The sequence below is a fragment of the Haemophilus haemolyticus genome (assembly GCF_003490595.1).
In the GTDB taxonomy this organism is placed as follows: domain Bacteria; phylum Pseudomonadota; class Gammaproteobacteria; order Enterobacterales; family Pasteurellaceae; genus Haemophilus; species Haemophilus haemolyticus_L.
The window spans coordinates 186,993-210,003 of record NZ_QQGY01000002.1 but is presented as its reverse complement, the minus strand read 5'-3'; the positions used below and the strand labels follow the sequence as shown (position 1 = coordinate 210,003).

Sequence of the window (23,011 nt, the reverse complement as noted above, 5' to 3'; positions counted from 1 at the left end):
AACACTCCCCGTTATTGCAAAATAGATTCACCAATTGTGTCGCCACCAAAGTCATTAATGAGATTCCAAGTTACCTTGCTGCCAGCGCGGGCGCCTGAAACATGGAAAACTTCCTCACTAAAAGGCGCAACCATACGAGCGTCTTTAACTGAAGTTTTATTAATTTGAGCTGAAACATAACTCATATAATAAGGCGTTTGATTGCTAACTTTAATGCCATCTGGCGTCGCAATCCATTTTACCGCTTGATAGGCATCTGTTACTGTTATAGGGAGATTGCTTGGGCGGTAAAAGAATTTTAAACGAGAACGGATAGCCAATTGTAAAAAGTTTGGACTTTCAGCTAAACGCTCTGCACTTGGTTTAGGCGGAATATCAAGTAAATTAAAATAATAGAGGCTTTCTCGATCTTGTGGCAAAGATTGGCTGCCTGTATAAGTAATACGTAAACTCTGACCAGATTTTGCCTCAACACGGCTTACTGGCGGAGTAATGATAAAAGGTGTTTTAATATTTTTAGGATCGGCATTTTGATCGCCCGTATCTAACCAAGCCTGTACTAATGCTGCATTTTTACCGTTATTTTCTAATTTCACGATAATATTTTTTTGATCTTGAGGGTAAATCACTCTAGTGCCGATAATGACGACATTCGCTTGGGCAGAAAAGGTAAAAAGTGCGGTTAATCCGAATACAATTTTCTTAAACATCATTTTTCCTCAACTTTATTCATAAATAAGGTGATATCACCAAATAATTAAAACCGCATTGCTAAAATTGTCTTAACAATGCGGTGAAGTAAAAGCTAATAATATTAGCCAAAAGAATTATTCATAAGTTAATTCAAAATCAACCGCAGATTCGACTTCACCTACGCCAACACTTGCCGCAGTAGAATAATATTTAGCTACATAATGAAGAACTTGATTTGCGGTTGTAATATTTTCAAACGTTGCACCATCCTGTGATGTATGTGTAGGTACACCATCAGTAGTTGTAGTTACACGTTTCATAGGAGAAATAGGTGTAGTTCCGTCAGCATTAAATAATTGAATATTAACGTTAGTAGCTCCTCCAGTTTTAGTGTTTCTTAAAGTGTAGTTGTTAGCTGTATCTACATTCGCCACAGAAGCAAAGCGCGCTTTTACCCTTGTTGCTTTGCCACCAGTTGCTGGAACGGTACATCCACTTAATTTAATTTCAAATGGTGTTGGCATTGCTGTATTACCTACCGCAGTAAAACGATTTTTTGAAACTGTATCTAATACCACAATTTGATCTTGGCTCTCTGTCGCGACAGTACAGGTTTGATCGACCACTTTACCTTTAAAACGAACAACACCGCTGTTTGCACCTGGTGTAGAACCATCAGTAGCTCTTCCTGCAGTAGTTGTACCAATATCAGATCCGTTTGCATTAGTTGCTGCCATGACTTGGCTTGAGAATGCCGCAACTAATGCCGTTACCAATACTAATTTTTTCATTTATTTTCCTTTTTTAAATGTTTAATAAAAAATGACGACAAATAATGGATTTCTCCAATATTAATGTTTTTGCCATTTTTAACAGCGCAAAAACTTCCCCATTCTAAAAAAAAAAAAAAAAAATACAAGATGCCGAAGAAAAAAATTTGGCAGCCAAATGGCGTGTTTTAAACCACAATAATGACTTAACGCCCTATATTTTCCATAAAAAAGCGTGGAAATTTGAAAATCCACGCTTTTTTATTTTATAGAAGGATTATTTTCCGATAACCTCTAATCCGCCCATATATGGACGTAGCACTTCTGGCACAGTGATTGAACCATCAGCATTTTGATAGTTTTCAAGCACAGCCACTAAAGTACGACCAACAGCCAAGCCAGAACCATTTAAGGTGTGCACTAAGCGAGTTTTCTTATCCCCTTTCGCTTTGCAACGAGCCTGCATACGGCGAGCTTGGAAATCCCACATATTTGAGCAAGAAGAAATCTCGCGATAAGTATTTTGTGCAGGCACCCAAACTTCTAAATCGTAAGTTTTGCAAGAACCAAAGCCCATATCGCCTGTGCAAAGTAAAACTTTACGATATGGAAGATTTAATAATTGCAATACTTTTTCTGCATGACCAGTTAATTCTTCGAGTGCTTCCATTGATTTATCTGGATCAACGATTTGTACCATTTCCACTTTATCAAATTGGTGCATACGAATTAAACCGCGAGTATCACGACCGTACGACCCCGCTTCTGAACGGAAACATGGCGTATGTGCGGTCATTTTTATTGGTAATTCTGTTTCATCAATAATTACATCACGCACTAAATTAGTGACTGGCACTTCTGCGGTTGGAATTAATGCGTAAGGTTGTTCGCCTTCTAAGGCTAAAGTATGGAATAAATCTTCCCCAAATTTTGGTAATTGACCTGTGCCATAAAGTGTAGCATGGTTGACTAAATAAGGCACATAGGTTTCTAAATAGCCGTGTTGTTCAGTATGAAGATCTAACATAAATTGCGCTAATGCACGGTGCATTTTGGCGATTTGACCTTTCATTACGGCAAAACGCGCGCCAGCTAATTTAGCCCCAGCGGCAAAATCTAAGCCATTGGCTTCTTCACCCAAAGTGACATGATCTTTCACTTCAAAATCAAATGTACGTGGTGTACCCCAACGTAAGATTTCTTTATTTTCGGTGTCATCTTTGCCTAATGGCACTTCCTCTGCGGGTAGATTTGGAATAGTTAATGCAATTTGATTGATTTCCGCAAGTACCGCATCTAATTGTGCTTTTGCTTCAGTCAATTGATTGCCCATATTATCCACTTCAGCTAATAATGGCGCGATATCTTCACCGCGTGCTTTCGCAGCGCCAATAGCTTTGGAGCGTGTATTACGTTCAGCTTGTAAATTTTCGGTGGTGACTTGTAAGTTCTTGCGTTGTTCTTCTAATGAGGTGAGTTTTTCTGTATCAAGAATAAAGTTACGTTTTACTTTTAATTTTTCTGCGACTTCCGCTAAATTATTACGGAGCAAATTTGGATCGATCATAGAATTTCCTTACTTTTTTCGTTGAAATGAAAATGACTTTATTCTAGCGTGCTTTATTCAAATAAACCAGTTAAAAGCCAAGGGAAAAGCGAGATTCTGAAAATAAAGCAAAAATACACCGCACTTTGTGTTAGAATCCACACCTCATTTAGTCTGAATTTTAGGTAAATTATGAGAAAATTTATTCTTTCTTTTCTGTTTATGCTTATCGGAGGTGGACTTGGTTTTGCGGGGGCGCATTTTCACCCGACAAAATGGCAGGTTAGTGCGCAATTTGAAGCGCCAAAAATGAGTGAACTAGGTAATTATTTTTCTCTTTTTTCTACATACAGTTTAGTTAGCGGTGATGCTGATGCCGTTGATATGGTAAAAATTGAGCGTAAGGCGACAGATTCTGCGTATCATGAATTTACAAAAATTCTTAATTCACCTGCTCAATTAATGGCTTTTTTAAATCAATCTGATTTTGTGAAAGCGAGAGCTAAAGTTGAAAATCAAACCGTTCAGCAAATTGCTTCGCACTTTAAATTTTCCCAAGAAAATAATCTTGATCAATTCATCCTATCTTCTTTTGATCGTGAAGAAGTGGATCAACTTTTTGTGGAATACATTCGTTATGTGAATAATCAAGCGCGCCAAACATTAAATAATGAATTGATTACAAAATGGAAATCTTTATTTGAACAAGTGAAAAATGCAGCGGACGCCAAAATTGATGTTTCTTGGGAAAACAAATTGAAAATGATGCAATCTGTTCAACCGTTAGATAATAATTTGGTGGCATTTCATTTTGTTCAACAACCTAATCTTGTAATGGCAGAGAAACCTTATGTTATTTCAACGGGTATTGGTGCTGGCTTTGGAATTATTCTTAGTTTGTTAGCTATGCTGGTTTTAGGTGCAGGAAGAAATAAAAAGGTAAATGAGCAAAAATAATTCGTTCAGAATAAATTTTTGTGATCGCGGTCAAATTTTTAAAATTGAATTTTGTTTCTTTGTAAAGAAAAGCGTAAACTCAAGATCGATTTTAACTAACACAGGAGCGATTTTATGTTTCCAGAATACAGGGAATTAATCACCAAACTTAAAAGTAATGATGCTTATTTCGATCGTCTTTTTGAAAAGCATAACGAATTAGATCATGAAATTAAGAATATGCAGGAAAACATTCAGCTCGCTACTCATATGGAAATTGAGGCTTTGAAAAAAGAAAAATTACGGATTAAAGATGAGCTTTATGAATATCTCAAGAAAAAATCACAAGAATAGTAGAAAGCCGACAAAATGTCGGCTTTTTTGTTGCACTGTTTTAAGGTTACACCACGGGTTTTTGTCGATAAAACAATAATCCTGGTAAAGCTAATCCAAATACAATCGCACCTAAGATAAAACTGGTATTAATAAAGGAACTAATCATCTGTTCAAATAATGCATCAGAAAAGCCAAAATGATGAATTTGCACCATTGAAATCATTGCTTTATAGGCATGAACACCAGGGATCATGGGGATAATTGCGGCAACGGTGAAGGCTTTGGGGTGGGCTAAATAACGATGGGAAAGATGCACGCCTAAAAATCCAATTACGCAAGTGGCAAAGAATGTGGCAAATACAATAGGCATATTAATATGCAGTAATAATGTGCGTGTCACATGCCCAAGTGCGGCTAAAATTGCGCAATATTTTAAGGCCTTGGGCGGAACATTAAATACTAAAGCAAAGCCCACCGCTGGAATTGCGGCAAATAACATATCATCGAGTAATTTCAATATAAATATTGTGATGTCTAATAACATTTTAATGCCCCCAAGTTGTGATATGTAATACGCTTAACGCGAATACAATGCCAAGGCATGCGCCAAAAGTGAGAATAGTCGCAATCGTCCAACGGCCTAATCCCATATTGACATAACCTTTTAATATATCCGCCAAAGAATTAATCAGCGGAAACCCCGGCACAAGTAATAACACACTAGATGCTAAGGCAATTTGAGGATCGTTACCTAAGTTATATTTTAAGCTCACGCCAGAAATCAGCGAGGCGACAAAAGAGGTGATGGAAAAGACGATAAGGGGATTATAGTGCCGTTTAGAAAATTCTTGTCGCACAAACATTGCGATGGCTGCTGCCACAAAGGTGATGCCACAAATCACCCAATCTCCACCTGATAAATGGGCGAATGCCGCACAAGATAAGCCAATCATAAACACTACTAACCATCGGTTATATTTCAGCGGTTTTAATTGATCCAGTTTTCTTTGTGCGGTTTCTAAGTCATACAAATGATGCTCAACGGCAATCACAATGCGCTGAACATCAGTGACCATTTGCATATTAATGCCTTTATCTGTATTTTTTCGTGCGGTGGTAATGCAATGATTATCTGATAAGGTCGTCAGCACCACAGCATTTGCCGTAAGCGCACATTCTACACTTTCTACGCCAAGTGCGATGCCTAAACGCTGCGCCATTTGTACTACCACGGTACTTTCAGCCCCATGTTGTAACAAGAGCAGTGCCGTTTGTACGCACACGCGAGTCACCTCACGTTGATATTCGTGCTCCATATCTTTCTTCTTCTATCAAAATATACCTATAAATAATTATAAAAATGTTTTCTAAAAAATGCGCAAAAAAGAACCGCACTTGTGATTTAAGTCAAAAAATTTTTAGTGAAAAATTTTGTTACATCGATCACAAAATAAACAATTTTCCTTTGCGGATACAAAAAAATAGGACTAACATTTAAATGATAATCGTTATTGTTTTATATGGAGATTCAAAAAATGAAACATAAATTTTCCTTTATGCTATGTCCCCTCACCTTGCTCATTCATCAAACTATCTATGCTTCCCCACAAATAAATCAGCTTGATACGATCTCTGTTTTAGGGACTTCTGAAAGTAAAGCCGAGGCAGGTAAAGATAAAATGTTTTCAGAAAACCAAGTAACCGAATATAAAAGCAAGAAAGAAATTGAAACTTACAAAGGTCATTCTGTAGCGGATTTATTGACTGGCACAACGGGCGTATATAGCGGTGATGCACGTAATAGCGGTGCCTTGGATCCAAATATTCGTGGTGTACAGGGGCAAGGTCGAATTCCCGTTTTAGTCGATGGCACGGAACAAGCTATTACAGTTTGGCGTGGTTTTGCGGGTGTGAGCAACCGTAACTATCTTGATCCATTTTTAATTAGCAGTGTCACTGTTGAAAAAGGCCCAAATTTAAACCGCACTTTAGATAGTGGCGCAGCGGGCACTATTCGTTTAAGCACATTAGAACCTGATGACATTATTAAAAAAGGTGAAAAATTTGGTATCGAATTTAAAGCTGAAACAGCTAACAATTCTATTAAGCAACGTGGTTATCCTATTCCTGTTGGTCAAGATTTCCGAAAACTCGATCATCCTGAAGATATGGGGTTAGGTGCTATTTCAGCTTATTTTAGAACATCCGATCGTTATCCTGCGCGTGCCAAAGGACGCAATAAATTTTTTAATGATAATGCCTATCGACTAGCTATAGCAACAAAAGATGAGCATTTTGAAGGATTATTTGCTTATGCTTATCGTAACAAAGGCAATTATTTTTCTGGTGGAAAGGGTGGTCATAATTATGGTGAGGGAAAAACTTTAGATGAATACGCAAAGGCCCATGATATTAATCCTGATTATTATCGAAGTGATGATCCTTATATTCCCTGGATAGCGATTGTTTATCATCCGAAAAAAGAAGTCCCAAATACGTCTTTTGAATCCGAGTCCTATTTAGGCAAAGCCACAATTAAATTTAATGATCATACAAAATGGAAATTTGGTTTGCGCCATAGCGATATGCATTATGGTGAGATAATGCCTTCTCGTTTATGGCAAACCAGCTATCAACAAGGCACAGTTCTACAATGGCCGCTTGCCAATGTAAAACAAACCGCAGTGAATACAGATTTTGAATATAACCCTGAAAATAATAAATGGGTGAATTTGCGCCTTGGAGCCTATGCTGTATTTAATCATGCCAAAACCAATACTTCAGGCGGAAGCCCTTCCGATATTATTTTTGATGATATGGGATTTAATTCTGTAGGAACTGATCTTGTTGCACCTGAAATTAAACAACCAGGGGAAGAAGGTTATGAAAAATATTTAATAGATAAAGCCGAATATATAAAACAAATGCGTAAAAAATGGAAAGAATACGCTAATTCCAATGATAAAACACCAAATATTAAGGGGGTTTTTGATACCAAAGAAGCGCAAGCACAATGGTCAAAAGATAATCATTATGGTGTTTATGCCAGCAACCGTTTTGAAGTTACTCCAAAATTAAATTTTGATGTAATGAGTAATTACAAATGGGAGAATCTAAATTCTGAAAATGAATTTACCAAAAATACTCCACTTGCAAACGAGGTATGTGGTGGTTGGGTTGGTGGTGGTAAGAAGAACAGTAAAATATATTGCCCTAGTTGGGATTATTATATGAGTGGTGAACGTCATGGCAAACGCAAAGAGTTTAATGTTGGCTTTAATTTCCAATATAGCCCTGTGGATTGGTTAGTGTTAGATGCAGGCGCGAAATATACTCATTATAAATCTCGTGATGATGGATTAAGAAAACAAATTCAAGATAAACAAAGGGAAGAAGTATTTTATCCTGCCGCTTTAGAATTAAGTTATTATGGTTTTGTGAAATTAGACGATGAGATAAGAAAGAGACTAAATACTTATAAAATAGCAAGCAATAAGAAACTAGAATATGAAGATGAATTTGAAGCAAAGAATCCACCACCTGATGATGACAGTGCTTATGACAATTGGCTTAATGAAATGGAAAAATATGTTGATAAAAAATTAGAAAAAGAGAATTTACATAGACCTACAGAAGAAGATTATGCGATCGATAAAGCAGTAAGAAATTCTGAGCCTATATGGAGAAGTATATTCTTTGAGAGAGATGAATATGGAAACTTTAACTTTAATGAATCTGCTATAAACAAGTATTTCCCAAAAGATAAACTTGATGAAGAAATATATAATAAAGATACAGGAAGAATGGAAAAAGTTATAAAAACTATTACTCTTTCATCAGCTTTGGCTAAGAAAAATCCAACACCTGAACAATGGGAAAGAATGAAAAAGGCAAAACGAAGTGCTCATGCTTGGTCACCATCTTTGGGGATAACTATTTTAGTAAAAGATAATATTCGTTTATATGCTCGTTATACTGAGACTAAAAGAATGCCAAGTATTTTTGAAGATACAATTGGCTATTCAATTATAGAACTCCATCCATTCTATAAGCGAAAACCAGAACATAGTAAAAATATTGAAGTAGGTTATGTACAAGATTTACGCAACTTATTATCTAACGCTCGTCGTGCAGATATTCGTTTAAATTATTTTCATAATTTAACTAAAAATGTATTTGATCGAGATATAAATTATGAACTAAAACAATTTGACAAACGAATTTTATCTGGGTTGGAATTACAAGCTCGTTATGATCAAGGAAATTTCTTTGCTAATTTAGGTGTAGTTTATAATCTAAAAAATAAATTTTGTGATAAAAACTCTACTATTTTAGATAGAGGAGGTTGGGATTATAACGGACTTACAGGAAAAAGAACTAGAGCATTTCCTGAATGTGTAAATGGTGGTAATAATAATGGATATTTAAAACATACAATTGCACCAAAATATTCTATTACTGCAAATTTAGGTATTCGAGCATTTGATGAGCGCTTAGAATTAGGTACTCGCTGGCTTTATCATTCTCAAGTAAAAGACAGCCGTGCAAAATCATTAAGAGATGCGGGCTTCTTAGGAAGCTCTGAAACCAATCGCTGGAATCCAGTATTAGTGGTTGATGCTTATGCTTCCTATAAAGTAAATGAAAACCTTCAATTAGAATTGGTGGGAACAAATATTACTGATCGTTATTATCTTGATCCACTCACACGTTCTAGTATGCCTGCACCAGGAAGAACGATCAAATTAGGTTTTACCGCAAAATTTTAAATGAAAATAATTATCATATTTATTTTATGATATGATGATTTTGGCTCAAGACGATTAATGTTTTGATTTTATAAACCTTCTATAATAAGGAAATTATTATGAAAAAACTAAGTAAAATTGCAGTAGCAGTAATGGCTTGTGGGGTTGTTGGTTTTACACAAGCGCAGGTAGTGGGAAATGTATCAACTGATACAAATCAAACTCGATATATAAAAATCAAGGCAGGAGAAAAAGATGGAAAGGCTGGCGTTGAAATATATGACAGTAGTATTCCTAATGATCCCGCTGTCTTAAGTAAAACAGCAAATAATAAAGGTCAATCAATGGCTTTAATGGCTGAGCGTGCAGACAAATGGATTTCGCATATTACTGGCGTTGCTAAAAAAGATTCCAATGGCGTAGTTGTGGCAAAATTATACAAAATGCCTAAATTGACTTTAATTATGCCAGATCATACTGGGTTAGGAAGATTGTCCTTTAAACAAGTTGGTAATATGGATACCTACTACGGCGAATGGGAAAATGTGAGTGGCCAAACTACCCAAGAAAAAAATGTCAGTGTTTATTATGTTGGTTCTAATCCGACAAAACGTTTACCAAAAGGTAATGCTGTTTATCAAGTTAAAGGTATTAATCAATATAATGACTTCAATAGGGCACTAATGACAGGTAAATTCAATGTTGATTTTGATGCTGGAACTATTGAGGGTTCTCTATCTAAACCTGATTTAAAACTCTCTATTCAAAGCCAAATCAATAAAAGGGATGCAACCTTTGAGGGAAGTGCTAAAGCTGAAGGAGTAACTGGTAAATCAGAAGGCCGTTTCTACGGTGCTAAAGCTGAAGGCTTGGCAGGTATGGCAACCTTTGCTTCAAAACCTGAATACAACACAGCCTTTGGCGGTACTAAAAATTAAGTTTAATAAACAAAAGGCTTGCGAAAGCAAGCCTTATTGTAAACAGGATGTTTTATGTCGAAATTCTCTTTTATCCTTCTTTTTATTCCTTTCTTGGTACTTGCCGAAAATCAAGAAAAAGATTTTCGCTTACAGCAACAATCTCAATTAAATCAACAACGACAAGAACAACAATTTATTCAACAAGATAAATTCTTTACTACATTAACAATAAACAACCAAGAATTTGAGGTGAGTAATAATATAGAAGAAATAATGACCGCTCTTTTTCTCGCAATTAATCACAAACAAACGAATGATATTCAATATTTATTAATCCGTTATAAACAATTTCCGCAAGCAGAACGAGGAATGATTTTATTTGCAGAAGCGAATATTGCATTTAATCAAGGAAATACCAAAAAAGCCATTCAGCTTTACGAGCAACTTGTTCAACAAGAACCTGATTTCACACGCGGAAAATTAGATTTAGCTAAACTCTATTTTCTAAACTGGCAAAACAATCAATCTAAAATTCTTTTTAATCAGATAGCATTGCCACAACAACCAAATGTAATGGCACGTGTAAACCAATATTTATCACAACTTGATTATCGTCAATCGTGGCAAGGATCTTTTTCTTTTGGCACAATTTATAATTCTAATTTAAATCAATCTGGTAATGAAACTAGTAAAGAAATTGTCGAAAATCCTTATCTTGGTACATTAGAATTTACACGAACTAGACCAACTATTCAAAAAAGCACAGGATTTAGTTATGAAGCGGTATTAAATAAATATACTGAAATATTAAATAATCAAGGTATTATTTTTAAAGGATTAGCTTATGGTGAGTTTTATCCGAAAAAATCAGAATTTACTGAACATAATATTTCACTTGGATTAGGATACCGTTTTAAAGATCAAAAAAATCAATTAGATCTTTACCCTTTAATTGAAAAAACAAGAGCCTATCATCATTGGTATAGCGAAAGAAAAGGGTTTAATATCTCCTATTCAACGATTTTCAATCCGAATTTATACTTTTCTTTGCAAACAGAATATAAATGGGAAAAATATCAAGATCGTAATTTATCTTATCAAGATGGAAAAATTCTCTCTTTCTTTTCTACTTTAGTTTATAGCTTACCAAATGATTGGATTTTATTTGGTGGATTGGATTATGCGAAAAAGTTTTCAACAGAATCAAAAATTGATCAATATGCTAGAAAGGGGTTAAGAATAGGTATTAATAAAAGTTTTGAAAGCGGAATTGATATTACTGCGCAAGGTATTTTTAGAAAAATAGATTATCAAGATTATAATGCACTTTTAGGAAAAACAAGAAAAGACAATGAACAAAAATATCTGTTTACCTTTGCCATTCCTAAATTCAAATTTTACGATATTGTGCCTAGTATCAATTTTATTCATACAAATCATCAGAGTAACGTAGAAATGTTATATCGCTATAAACAGAATGAAGTGGTATTGAAATTTGAAAAAAACTTTTAAAAACAAACCGCACTTTGAGAGATATTTAACTCTAAGTGCGGTTCAATTTAGCGGAGTTTTTTATGATTAAAGTTTGACGACTTTCGCCTGTTTTATCATATTATCGCCCACTTCAAGAATGGTAATTTGCAAGCCATCAATTTCGCAAACCGTGCCTTCATCGGGAATTTCCTCTAAGTGTTCGAGGATTAAACCATTAAAGGTTCGGGCATCTTCTGTATCCAATTCCCAGTTAAACATTTTGTTGAGATCGCGTAGGTTGGCAGAGCCATCAATAATCATGGAACCATCGGATTGTTGCGTTACTTCCTCGTCAATGCTTGGGGCGGTGGAAGTGGTAAAATCACCAACGATTTCTTCCAAAATATCTTCCAACGTCACAAGGCCTTTAATATCACCGTATTCATCTACAACTAAGCCAATTCGCTCTTTATTTGTACGGAAATTTGCAAGTTGCGTTTTTAATGGCGTGCTTTCAGGAATGAAATACACTTCATCTGCGGCACGAATTAAGGTTTCTTTGGTAAATTCATTTTTTTCCAGCAGTAAGCGGAATGCTTCACGCACGCGCAAAATACCAAGTACTTGTTCATCAAGGCTGCCTTTGTAAAGCACCACTCGGTTATGTGCCGCATGATTGAGCTGGCGCATAATGGCTTTCCAGTCATCATCAATATCAATGCCGCCAATTTCGTTGCGCGGAACCATAATGTCATCAACGGTGACGGTTTCCATATCTAAAATAGAAAGCAACATTTGTGGATGTTGTTCATCAGGCGTCGCTTCGCCCGCTTCTGATACGATACTACGAAGTTCTTCACGGCTAATTACTTGTTTTTGCATATCGGGTTTTAATCCCACCAAATGCATTAATAATTTGGTAAAAATATTCATTAGCCAAACTAACGGATAGAAGATTTTAAGTAATACCGTCAAAATATGGCTGGACACAAAACCGACTTTTTCCGCGTGCATTGCTGCCACAGTTTTAGGAAAAATTTCAGAAAAGACAAGCATCACGAAAGTGAGCAAACCTGTTGCAATCGCCACGCCGGCATCACCGTATAAACGCATACCAATCATGGTCGCAATCGCCGATGCGCTGATATTTACAAGGTTATTAAAAATAAGAATAAAGCTTAACAAGGTATCTGGCTTTTCTAGCAGTTTTTCTGCTTTTTGTGCGCCTTTATTGCCTTGTTCTGATAGAAAACGAAGACGATATTTATTGAGAGAGAGTAGTCCGGTTTCTGAGCCGGAAAAATAGGCAGATAACACTAAACAGATAATGAGAATAATAAATAAAGTACTAAGGGGAATACTGTCCAAGGGAAAATCCTTTTGTTCGTTAATCAACAAAAAGTGCGGTCATTTTTCACCGCACTTTTTACCTGTTATTTGATTTTGCTAAATCAAATGGCTACTCAAATAGCCAAGAGTGGGCAGAATGATACCCGAAATTGGCTAAATAATCATTCTTTTTCCTTATCTCCTATGCTTTCTTTATGAAATCGCCTACTCAAAAAGCCATTTTCATTTGAAATGATGAAAAACGCCTAAATTTCGGTATAATCAGCGCAATTTTTTAAGAAAAACAGGATTGTTAGCCATGTTTGAGAATTTATCGGATCGCCTTTCCAAAACTTTACGTAATATCACAGGAAAAGGCCGTTTAACGGAAGATAATATTAAAGAAACCTTGCGCGAAGTGCGTATGGCATTACTTGAGGCAGATGTTGCTTTACCTGTGGTGCGTGAATTTATCGCAAAAGTAAAAGAAAGCGCGCTTGGGGAAGAAGTCAATAAAAGTTTAACGCCAGGGCAAGAGTTCTTAAAAATCGTTCAGCGTGAGCTTGAAAAAGCCATGGGCGAAACCAATGAGAGTTTAAATCTTGCAACCCAACCACCAGCAGTGATCTTAATGGCGGGTTTACAAGGTGCGGGTAAAACCACCAGTGTGGGTAAATTGGCAAAATTCTTGCGTGAACGCCATAAAAAGAAAGTGTTAGTGGTTTCTGCCGACGTATATCGTCCTGCTGCGATTAAGCAACTTGAAACCTTGGCTCAATCCGTTGGCGTGGGTTTTTTCCCATCGGATGTTAAACAAAATCCAGTTGATATTGCTAAAGCGGCACTTGCTGATGCAAAACTGAAATTCTACGATGTGTTGATTGTGGATACGGCAGGTCGCCTACACGTTGATACAGAAATGATGGACGAAATCAAGCAAGTCCATGCAGCATTAAATCCAATCGAAACCCTTTTCACTGTTGATGCGATGACTGGTCAAGATGCGGCCAATACGGCAAAAGCCTTTAATGAAGCATTGCCGCTTACAGGGGTTATTTTGACAAAAGTGGACGGAGATGCTCGCGGTGGTGCGGCGTTATCAATTCGTCAAATCACAGGTAAACCAATCAAATTCTTGGGTGTGGGCGAGAAAACGGAGGCGCTTGAGCCTTTCCATCCTGATCGTGTCGCTTCCCGTATTTTGGGCATGGGCGATGTGCTTTCCCTTATCGAAGATCTTGAACGTTCTGTTGACCGTGAAAAAGCCGAAAAAATGGCGCAGAAATTCAAGAAAGGCGATGATTTCACTTTAGATGATTTCCGCGAGCAGCTGATCGAGATGAAAAAAATGGGCGGCATGATGTCTATGCTTGAGAAATTACCAGGTGCAAAAAATTTGCCTGATCATGTTAAAAATCAAGTAGATGACAAAATGTTTATCAAAATGGAAGCGATCATTAACTCCATGACCTTAAAAGAACGTGCAAACCCAGATATTATCAAAGGATCTCGCCGTCGTCGTATTGCATTAGGCTCTGGCACTCAAGTGCAAGATGTTAATAAATTACTTAAACAATTCGATGAAATGCAACGTATGATGAAGAAAATGCGTAAAGGCGGCATGGCTAAAATGATGCGTGGAATGCAAGGCTTAATGGGCGGAGGCTTAGGCGGTCTTGGTGGTTTAGGCGGAATGTTTAAACGATAATTTCAGAAGATAAAAGTGCGGTTAAAAAAAAAATATTTTTACCGCACTTTTGTATTTTATGCTGGATTATCTATATCTTTAAATTCTACATCAAAGCCATATTCTTTTGCCAACCATTCGCCTAATGCCTTGATGCCATAGCGTTCTGTTGCGTGATGGCCAGCAGAGAAGAAATGTAATCCTTGCTCACGAGCAGAATGGATCGTTTGTTCTGACACTTCACCGGTAATAAACGCATCGCAGCCTTGTTCTGCAGCAAGATCAATATAACCTTGTCCGCCACCGGTGCAGATACCAATTTTTCGGATTAAGTGCGGTCCGTTTTCAATGCAAATTAACGGTTTTCGATTTAACACTTTTTCTACTTTTTCTGCAAAGTCTTTACCTGTCATCGGTTCTTTTAATTCACCCCAAACAGGAATACTGACAGCGCCTTTTTCTAATGGTTGTAAATTTTCAATGTTGAGCAGTTTGGCTAATTGCGCATTGTTGCCTAATTCTGGGTGCATATCTAATGGCAAATGATAGCCATATAAATTAATGTCGTTTACTAAAAGTGCTTTAATTCGCTTACCTTTCATTCCTCGGATACAAGGGTTTTCACTTTTCCAAAAATAGCCGTGATGAACCAAAATCGCATCGGCGTTTTGACTGATTGCGTAATCAATTAGAGCCTGACTCGCCGTTACGCCAGTAATGATTTTTTTGATTTCTGTTTTACCTTCGACTTGTAAGCCGTTGGGCGCATAGTCATTGATTTTATCAGAAGAAAGTTTTTGATTAATGAGTTGTTCAAGTTCGAGATTATTCATAATTGATCGTTGATTGGAAATAGGTGAGATATGGTACAAAATTCCAAAAAAAATGGCTAGTGCGAAGGAGTGGGGGAATGCACTAGCCAAGTTTCATTACTATTAAATTACTATCTAGTATCTAAAACAGGATTCATTATATACATAAATTTATAGCGATCAAGAGGAAATAAGAAATTTTTTATTTTATTTAAAGTGCGGTTTAAATTTCTTACGTTTTTTTAATAGTTCAATAAGTCAAATTTGTCAGCAAAGAAGGGAAGTTTGGCTTTGGTGAGAGGTGTTAATGATGGCAAGGAAAGCAAAATATTTTGTTGGGATATGGCATCGTTGTGCTACAATTCGCACGTTTTTAATTTAGCAAAAAGGTTTACTTATGAAAAAATGGTTGTTGATTATCGCAGGTGCGTTGATTATTTCAGCTTGTGCGAATAAAGATGTGTATTTTAACGGCGCAGAAGGTTCTCATTCAGGTGTTAAATTTGATAAAGATTCTCGCCAATGGGGACTAAATCAATAAAAAGTGCGGTTATAAAGAAGCCTATTTTACATTGTAGATAGGCTTTTATTATTTAGATTTTTTAGTTTTCGCACTTATTGCGGCTATCAATAAAATTTCATAATTTTATTTTGATTTTAATAGCTCAATAATCTCTTTTAATGCCTTAATTTCATCGTCTTTTTGAGCTAATAAGGTATCTTTCATTGCCAGTAAACTATTTAATTTTTTATTTTCTGCTGCAAGAATATTACTTACACCAAAATAACTATTATTATTTGTGTGATCACCAATACTAAAGAAAAATGATTTATCTTGGGCAGTAATCAACTCGCCCATATCAATATTAAACACATTCGCAATTTGCTGTAATTTATCTAAATTAATGCTGCTTTGTCCACGCTCAATTTTGGCATATCCATTCGGTGACATTGAAAGCTTCTCCGCCATTTCTTCTTGCGACCATTGATTGATTTCTCTCATTACGCGAATTTTATCGTGGACTTTCATTTTATTTCCTTAAAGTGCGGTTTTACACATTGTTAGGTTAGTTTTTAATATTACTTGTTTATGGTAAAAATTTCCTTGAAGTATATCATTTAGACAATTTTTATCCAAAATTTTATGGAGTCTTTGATGATTAATAATCAGGGTAAGGTAATTCTATTCCACCTGAAAAAATTTCATCTTTAAGTAAAAAATAATGAAACATTGTAAAAATTCCCTTCTTATGAGAAATCGAAAAATCTTATTTATTCTTTTAATTCCTTTAGTTGCACAAGGAAAAGTCATTGAAGAGTCGGGCTATACCTTAGTACATTCACAAACAGGGGATACAATAGAATATACCTACGATGCCGCTACCAAAGACAAACCCTTAAATTCCCTCATCATTGCCGCCAACGGCGGTACGAACAACATTACGATAAAAGGCAAATTGGCAGACGGCTCTGCCGATGCCTCACCGACGATTGACAATAACTCGATTCAAAGAAATATAAACACAAACGGTTATTCGTACACATTACCCGAAACGTACATACCGAGACGGCATAGGGGCGGCGCCGTGACGTTGGCGGATGAAAGCTATGAGGGCAAAAATAACGTTACTTTTGAAAACGTAACCATAGCCGCCCATAACGCGCCTGTCGGCATTATGTCTTATGACAAAATCAATACGAAGAAATCTAAAAGCTTGGCGCCGGCGACGCTTACCTTTAAAGGGCGCAATACCATCAATGTAGACGCAGACTCAAATGCCAACCCTAGAATCGACGGTATTTTATTGTTGAATAATGATAAAAAAGTAGGGGAATATCGCATTATTTCCGAAGAAGGCTCAACGCTGAATATCAACATCAAATCAGGAAAAGAGAATGGACAAGGCATTACCGCCAACCACTATGGTGATACTAAAAGTGACCCTAATTTTCCAAGCATCACCACAATGGAGTTCAAGGGCGATGTAAACATTAAAATCGATAGGAACGGACAGGAAGAGGCGGAAAGCAACGGTTTTGGTTTGTATTCAGGTGGATATGACGGCAAGATTCCGGACGGTTCTAAGATAGAAGCGATTTTCCGTGGGAATGTCGATATCGTTGCAACGCCGGTTTATGACGAGCAAGGCAGACCCAAAAGCATAGGCAGCGCGTTTGCCATTTCGGGGCGAAACAATAAAGTCGAGATTGTCGGCGGGGAAGACAAGGTTGTCAAAATCAAAGGCGATATTTTCGCCTACAACGGCGGCAGCGTGAGCGTAAACCTCGCCAACAAAGATTCTTATTTTGAAGGGGAAGCCCATATCGGGAAAAGGAGCTTTGCCAAAGGGAAAGATATGTTCGGCGCAACCGTGGATGCGGACGGATATAAATTAACCCCCGATACAGAGTCGATTGAAAAGAAAAAGAAAGAGCTGGATTCAAGACGGAAACAATTGCCAAACAGAAAAAAAGCTTTGGATACCGTAAATAAAAAATTGGATGAACTAAATAAAGAATTGGATAAATTCAATCAAGAATTGGCTGAAATAGGTGAAAATGACAACCAAAAGAGAAAAGAACTAGAAAAAAAAGTAAAATCGCTAGAGTACAGCATTCAGAACGGAAAAAAGCAAATAGAAAATCTAAAAGAAGAGATAGAAAGGGTTACGGTACTCGAAGAAGAAATCAAAAGATCTGAATCTGAAGATTTCTTCGATGAAAACGGGTTGATTAAAGACAGCGTTATCGACGACAAAACAAAAAATACCGTCAACCTCAAAATGAGCAACGGCGCGCGCTGGACGGTTACCAATGATTCAATGCTGAAAGAGTTGGATTTGTCGGAAGACGCGCGGGTCGAATTTAGCGACAACAATAAATTCGTCAAAGTGTCTGTGAGCAAGCTCAAGGGCGATGGCGGCGTGTTCAAAATGTATGGCGACATCGTCAAAGGCGAATCGGACAAGCTGATTACCCGAAAAGGCAGCGAAGGGACGCATATTATTGAATATGAAGATAAAGATAAAGCGACTGCGAAAACAACAGGAAAGGAATACCTTAAACTTGTTGAAAATAGAGGCGATGAAAAAGGTAACAAAGCGATTTATAAACTGAATATCCGCTGTACCGAACAAGGGGCTTACTGTTTTTCTATAGGTAAATCTACAGATTCTAAAATAGTCGATATTAAGACTGACAATAAACACGATTTCTATCTTTATCCAGCCACTTTGAGTTCATGGGCTCAGGCTGCAGTGGTGTTGAATGATTTAATCTATCAATCTAATTTAACTTTAACTGAAAGTTTACATCAACGTTTGGGAGAGGTTCATTTCAATAAAGAGATTGTTAAACAACAAAATGTTTGGGTAAAATCTCTTGGTGGCGAATATGTCGGAACAGAAACTGTGAAAGTGAGAGGATACACAAATCGTTATCGTGGATTAAAAGCAGGTTATGATTGGATTAAAGCAAGAGGAAATTGGATTAATTACAACGGGCTCTCATTTGGATACATCAATTCAACTGCACGATTGAATACATTTGGTGGAAAAATTCATATTTATGGTAAAGAATTAGGTTTATATTCTGCTTGGCTAAACAAAGAAAACGATCTGTATTTGGATTTTTGGGCAAAAGCTATTAGATATCGTGGTGGCTATAATGTAATTAATTATTCAAATAAAGACATTACATCTCCAAACATCATGGCGTCTACATACATTTTTTCTTCTGAAATGGGGAAACGTTTTAACCTAAGCCAAAATTCTGAACGTGTTATTTATTTCCAACCAGAAGCACAATTAAGTTATCACGCTACGAATGGCTATTCATTTAAAACCTCACATGATGCAAGCGTTAAAACAGAAAGAATGCGTAGTTTAGTGGGGAGAATTGGTTTTCGTGCGGGGATAGATTATTTCAAAGAAAAAAATCTACATCCTTATGTCAAGCTAATGTATGAAAGAGAATTTTTAGGTGAAATGCAACACACATTTAATGAAGTTGCAGTTGAGAAATTCAGTAATAGAGGAAGTTGGTGGGTTTATGGTTTTGGGCTCTCTTATATGAATAAAGCGAAAAATACGCAACTCTATTTCGAGGCACAACGTTCTTCAACGCATAACTTTAAACAAAATTGGCAAGCTCATCTTGGTGTAAGATACTTGTTCTAATTAATGTTTCATATTTACGTTCCATAAAAATAGAGCGATAACTTTTAGGAGAGTTATCGCTTTTTTATTTCAGGAAAAATTATTCTACTTTCACAATCCAGCCTTCAGGTGCTTCGACATCACCGAATTGGATGCCTGTTAGTTCATCGTAAAGACGACGGGTAACAGGGCCAACTTCAGTTTCAGAATAGAACACATGGAATTTACCTTTATGCTGGATTCCGCCAACAGGTGAAATTACCGCTGCAGTACCACAAGCGCCAGCTTCAGCAAATTGATCTAGCTGATCGATATAAACATCGCCTTCAATTGCTTCCATACCTAAACGCTCTTTTGCGATATGTAAAAGAGAGTATTTGGTGATACTTGGTAAAATAGATTCTGATTTTGGTGTGATGAATTTATTATCTTTTGTGATCCCAAAGAAGTTTGCAGCACCGACTTCTTCAATTTTAGTGTGAGTTTTTGGATCTAAATAAATAGCATCAGCGAATTTACGTTCTGGCGTACCTTGTTCTGCTGCCAATACATGTGGCAGAAGGCTTGCAGCGTAGTTACCACCCACTTTTACGCCACCGGTTCCCATTGGTGCAGCACGATCGTATTCGGTGGTAATAAAGTTAGATGGTGTTAAACCACCTTTGAAATAGGCACCAACTGGGCAGCAGAATACAGAGAAAATAAATTCTGGCGCAGCTTTCACACCGATGTTTTCACCCACACCAATTAAAAATGGACGTAAGTATAAGGTTGCACCAGAGCCGTAAGGTCCGACCCATTCTTCGTTTGCTTTCACTACTTCTTTACATGCACGGATGAATAATTCTGTTGGCACTTGTGGCATGAGTAAACGATCAGAAGTATTCTGCATGCGTTTTGCATTTTCTTGTGGACGGAATAAGTTGATTGAGCCGTCTTTGCAACGGTAAGCTTTTAAGCCTTCAAAGCATTGTTGACCGTAGTGAAGTGCGGTAGAACCTTCGTGAATATGTAAGGTATTGTCTGTGGTGAGTTTGCCTTTGTCCCATTTGCCATCTTTCCAGTGAGCGATGAAACGGTAATCTGTTTTAATATAACTAAAACCAAGGTTATTCCAGTCTAAGTCTTTCATTTTGCTTCCTTAATTTATTTTTATGAATGAAATAGGGGTTAATCTACATCATTATTATGGGAATTTGAATCTTAAATTTTCAAAATTGGTTAATTTTTAGAAAATTAACTAATAATTGTGAAATTTGTGAAGTCGATCAGAAAATCAAGATGTAACTGTGATAGAATCAGGAAGAAAAAAACGCCACTCAAGAAGAGTAGCGTTTAACCAATAAGGTTTAAATATACAGGAAGTAAATGAGTAACTTGATTTTGTTACTCAAGTTCGGTTACCCGAACTATATGCAAACACAACATCATACTTAAGTCCGAAACTCATTAACTAGTAAGGAATTACCAATCATTAAGTATGTTTGTATTGTAAGGAAAAAGGGTAGAAAAGGACAAATGACGTTTTTTTATTTGAAGTATTAGAAAAACTAATCCGAATTAAATCTTGTCTATTATAGACAAAAATTTTATGAATGGAAATACTTATGTATAAACGTTTGCCACCGTTGAATTCGCTAAAAGCTTTTGAGTCAGCTGCTCGCTATTTAAGTTTTACTAAAGCGGCAGATGAGCTTTGTGTGACACAAGCGGCAGTTAGTCATCAAATTAAATTATTAGAAGAGTTCTTAGGAATTGAATTATTTAAGCGAAAGAATCGTTCTTTAGAATTAACAGAGCTTGGAAAAGCTTATTTTGTTGATATTAATAAAATTCTACGTCGTTTAAATGAAGCAACAGAGCGATTGTTAACGTTAAAAACGGATCCGCATTTAAATATTAGTGTGCCACAAACTTTTGGTATCCAATGGCTCGTGCCACATTTAAGTGAATTTAATCAGCTTTATCCGCAAATTGAGGTTCGTTTAACTGGTGTGGATCAAGATGAAGGCTTGTTAAATAAAGAAATTGATCTTGCTATTTATTATGGTTTGGGTAATTGGCAGAATCTCCAAGTGGATCGTCTTGGCGGAGAAAATTTATTGATTTTAGCGTCGCCTGAATTGTTAGCAGAAAATCCAATTATTCAGCCTGAAGATTTAAAAAAACACACATTAATTCATATTCATACGCGTGATAATTGGCAAGCGATGGCAAATCATTTACAGTTAGACGATTTAAATATTCAGCAAGGGCCGTTATTTAGCCATACATTTATGGCGTTACAGGCTGCGATTCATGGGCAAGGCATTGTATTAGCTAATCGCTTATTAGCCTTGCAAGAAATTGAAAATGGCTCTTTAAAAGTGGTATTGCCAACCAATTTGTCTGATCCAAAATCATTTTATGTGGTCAATCATCTTGATCGCCTTGATGACCAAAAAATTCAAGCATTCCGTCAGTGGATTATTAACTCAATTAAACAAAAAGAAAATGAATAAACTCGCATTATATTGTCGCCCAGGTTTTGAAAAAGAAGTCGCCGCAGAGATTACCGATCAAGCAAGTAATTTAGGTGTATTTGGTTTTGCACGAGTACAAGATAATTCAGGCTATGTCATTTTTGAATGTTATCAACCTAATGAGGCTGATCGCCTTGCTCGAGACATTCCTTTTAACCGTTTGATTTTTGCTCGTCAGATGATTGTGGTTTCTGATTTATTGGAAGATTTAGATCCCGCTGATCGTATTAGTCCCATCGTGGCAGCATTTGAAGAATTATCACAACAAGTTAATTTTGCTAAATCTAACGAACTTTTTGTAGAAACTGCAGATACAAATGAAGCGAAGGAGCTTTCCACTTTTTGTCGTAAATTTACTGTGCCTTTACGTCAGGCATTGAAAAAACAAGGTTGGCTTTCTGCAAAAGCGACTCAAAAGAGCGGTCAATTTTTACATTGTTTTTTTGTAAAACCGAATTGCTGCTATGTGGGATATTCTTATGTGGATAATCATTCCCCCCATTTTATGGGAATCCCTCGTTTAAAATTTCCGGCAGATGCGCCGAGTCGCTCCACGTTAAAACTAGAAGAAGCTATTTTGACTTTTATTCCGCGTAAAGAAGAGAATAAACGTTTAAATGAAAATATGATTGGCGTTGATTTAGGGGCTTGCCCTGGTGGTTGGACGTATCAATTGGTCAAACGCGGTTTATTTGTTTATGCAGTTGATCACGGAAAAATGGCGGCGAGTTTGCATGATACGGGGCGCATTGAACATTGCGCGGAAGATGGTTTTAAATTTCAACCCCAAAAAAGGAAAACAGTGGATTGGTTAGTCTGTGATATGGTGGAACAACCAAGTCGAATTTCTTTATTGATTGGTAAATGGTTGTTGAATGGTTGGTGCCGAGAAACCATCTTCAATTTAAAATTACCGATGAAAAAACGTTATCAAGAAGTGATATTATGTTTAGAAAACTTGGCTGTTATGTTGGCGGAGCAGAATTTAAATTTTGATATTCAAGCAAAACATTTATATCACGATCGTGAAGAAATCACGGTACATATAGCATTAAAATCTTGAGTGAATTGTTTTCATAACC

Annotated in this window: 19 protein-coding genes; 10 read left to right on the top strand and 9 right to left on the bottom strand. The window is 36.6% G+C overall.

The genetic code is table 11. The features are described from left to right. Window positions 1–11: 11 nt before the first annotated feature. The 3 genes from DV415_RS02575 to serS form a co-directional block, all read right to left on the bottom strand. Window positions 12–710 carry a fimbria/pilus periplasmic chaperone gene (locus tag DV415_RS02575; RefSeq protein WP_114908835.1) on the bottom strand — a complete coding sequence of 233 codons (699 nt, stop codon included), beginning with the start codon at window positions 708–710 and terminating at the stop codon, window positions 12–14. 117 nt (window positions 711–827) lie between these two features. Next, complete coding sequence (locus DV415_RS02570) at window positions 828–1,484, bottom strand: fimbrial protein (protein WP_118794407.1); 657 nt, start codon at window positions 1,482–1,484, stop codon at window positions 828–830. A gap of 256 nt (window positions 1,485–1,740) precedes the next feature. Continuing rightward, complete coding sequence (gene serS, locus DV415_RS02565) at window positions 1,741–3,030, bottom strand: serine--tRNA ligase (protein WP_118776141.1); 1,290 nt, start codon at window positions 3,028–3,030, stop codon at window positions 1,741–1,743. Window positions 3,031–3,201: 171 nt separating this feature from the next. On the opposite strand from serS, the gene DV415_RS02560 reads away from it, so the two are divergent. Together DV415_RS02560 and DV415_RS02555 are read left to right on the top strand one after the other, a co-directional pair. Continuing rightward, window positions 3,202–3,966, top strand: a complete 765-nt coding sequence (locus tag DV415_RS02560; protein ID WP_118794406.1) for a hypothetical protein — start codon at window positions 3,202–3,204, stop codon at window positions 3,964–3,966. 114 nt (window positions 3,967–4,080) lie between these two features. Continuing rightward, window positions 4,081–4,299, top strand: a complete 219-nt coding sequence (locus DV415_RS02555; RefSeq protein ID WP_005628252.1) for an HP1242/YdcH family protein — start codon at window positions 4,081–4,083, stop codon at window positions 4,297–4,299. Window positions 4,300–4,345: 46 nt separating this feature from the next. Here DV415_RS02555 and DV415_RS02550 read toward each other — a convergent pair whose 3' ends face one another. After that, window positions 4,346–4,825, bottom strand: a complete 480-nt coding sequence (locus tag DV415_RS02550) for a threonine/serine exporter family protein (protein WP_005628250.1) — start codon at window positions 4,823–4,825, stop codon at window positions 4,346–4,348. A gap of 1 nt (window position 4,826) precedes the next feature. After that, window positions 4,827–5,597, bottom strand: coding sequence for a threonine/serine exporter family protein (locus DV415_RS02545; RefSeq protein ID WP_118794405.1), 771 nt, complete (start codon window positions 5,595–5,597; stop codon window positions 4,827–4,829). A 204-nt stretch (window positions 5,598–5,801) separates the two neighbouring features. On the opposite strand from DV415_RS02545, the gene DV415_RS02540 reads away from it, so the two are divergent. The 3 genes from DV415_RS02540 (at window position 5,802) to DV415_RS02530 (ending at window position 11,461) form a co-directional block, all read left to right on the top strand. Continuing rightward, window positions 5,802–9,050 (top strand): TonB-dependent receptor domain-containing protein, encoded by a 3,249-nt coding sequence (locus DV415_RS02540; RefSeq protein ID WP_118794404.1) that lies wholly within the window; start codon window positions 5,802–5,804, stop codon window positions 9,048–9,050. Between the two features lie 98 nt (window positions 9,051–9,148). Next, window positions 9,149–9,967, top strand: a complete 819-nt coding sequence (locus DV415_RS02535; RefSeq protein ID WP_118785824.1) for a Slam-dependent surface lipoprotein — start codon at window positions 9,149–9,151, stop codon at window positions 9,965–9,967. 54 nt (window positions 9,968–10,021) lie between these two features. Further along, window positions 10,022–11,461, top strand: a complete 1,440-nt coding sequence (locus DV415_RS02530; protein ID WP_118785823.1) for a porin family protein — start codon at window positions 10,022–10,024, stop codon at window positions 11,459–11,461. 66 nt (window positions 11,462–11,527) lie between these two features. Here the strand turns inward: DV415_RS02530 and DV415_RS02525 are convergent, their stop codons facing one another. Beyond that, window positions 11,528–12,790: an HlyC/CorC family transporter gene (locus DV415_RS02525; protein ID WP_118794403.1), complete on the bottom strand. Its 1,263-nt coding sequence runs from the start codon at window positions 12,788–12,790 to the stop codon at window positions 11,528–11,530. Between the two features lie 280 nt (window positions 12,791–13,070). On the opposite strand from DV415_RS02525, the gene ffh reads away from it, so the two are divergent. Continuing rightward, window positions 13,071–14,459 (top strand): signal recognition particle protein, encoded by a 1,389-nt coding sequence (gene ffh, locus DV415_RS02520; protein ID WP_118794402.1) that lies wholly within the window; start codon window positions 13,071–13,073, stop codon window positions 14,457–14,459. A 56-nt stretch (window positions 14,460–14,515) separates the two neighbouring features. On the opposite strand, the gene DV415_RS02515 is transcribed toward ffh, so the two are convergent. Then, window positions 14,516–15,271, bottom strand: a complete 756-nt coding sequence (locus DV415_RS02515; protein WP_118794401.1) for a Nif3-like dinuclear metal center hexameric protein — start codon at window positions 15,269–15,271, stop codon at window positions 14,516–14,518. Between the two features lie 376 nt (window positions 15,272–15,647). Between DV415_RS02515 and DV415_RS02510 the strand changes: the two genes are divergently transcribed. Continuing rightward, window positions 15,648–15,791 (top strand): hypothetical protein, encoded by a 144-nt coding sequence (locus DV415_RS02510; protein ID WP_005634891.1) that lies wholly within the window; start codon window positions 15,648–15,650, stop codon window positions 15,789–15,791. Window positions 15,792–15,896: 105 nt separating this feature from the next. Here the strand turns inward: DV415_RS02510 and DV415_RS02505 are convergent, their stop codons facing one another. Further along, window positions 15,897–16,280 (bottom strand): helix-turn-helix domain-containing protein, encoded by a 384-nt coding sequence (locus DV415_RS02505; protein ID WP_118794400.1) that lies wholly within the window; start codon window positions 16,278–16,280, stop codon window positions 15,897–15,899. A 193-nt stretch (window positions 16,281–16,473) separates the two neighbouring features. Between DV415_RS02505 and DV415_RS02500 the strand changes: the two genes are divergently transcribed. Beyond that, window positions 16,474–19,428 carry an autotransporter outer membrane beta-barrel domain-containing protein gene (locus DV415_RS02500; RefSeq protein ID WP_204626715.1) on the top strand — a complete coding sequence of 985 codons (2,955 nt, stop codon included), beginning with the start codon at window positions 16,474–16,476 and terminating at the stop codon, window positions 19,426–19,428. A gap of 79 nt (window positions 19,429–19,507) precedes the next feature. Here the strand turns inward: DV415_RS02500 and DV415_RS02495 are convergent, their stop codons facing one another. Then, window positions 19,508–20,539: a branched-chain amino acid aminotransferase gene (locus DV415_RS02495; protein ID WP_118794399.1), complete on the bottom strand. Its 1,032-nt coding sequence runs from the start codon at window positions 20,537–20,539 to the stop codon at window positions 19,508–19,510. Window positions 20,540–21,014: 475 nt separating this feature from the next. Here DV415_RS02495 and DV415_RS02490 point away from each other — a divergent pair, with 475 nt between their 5' ends. Both DV415_RS02490 and rlmM read left to right on the top strand, forming a co-directional pair. Further along, the gene (locus tag DV415_RS02490; RefSeq protein WP_118794398.1) at window positions 21,015–21,908 is read left to right on the top strand and encodes a transcriptional regulator GcvA; all 894 of its coding nucleotides are present in this window, start codon (window positions 21,015–21,017) and stop codon (window positions 21,906–21,908) included. Then, window positions 21,901–22,992, top strand: coding sequence for a 23S rRNA (cytidine(2498)-2'-O)-methyltransferase RlmM (rlmM, locus tag DV415_RS02485; protein WP_118794397.1), 1,092 nt, complete (start codon window positions 21,901–21,903; stop codon window positions 22,990–22,992). Before DV415_RS02490 ends, rlmM begins: the two co-directional genes overlap by 8 nt. Window positions 22,993–23,011 lie beyond the last annotated feature (19 nt).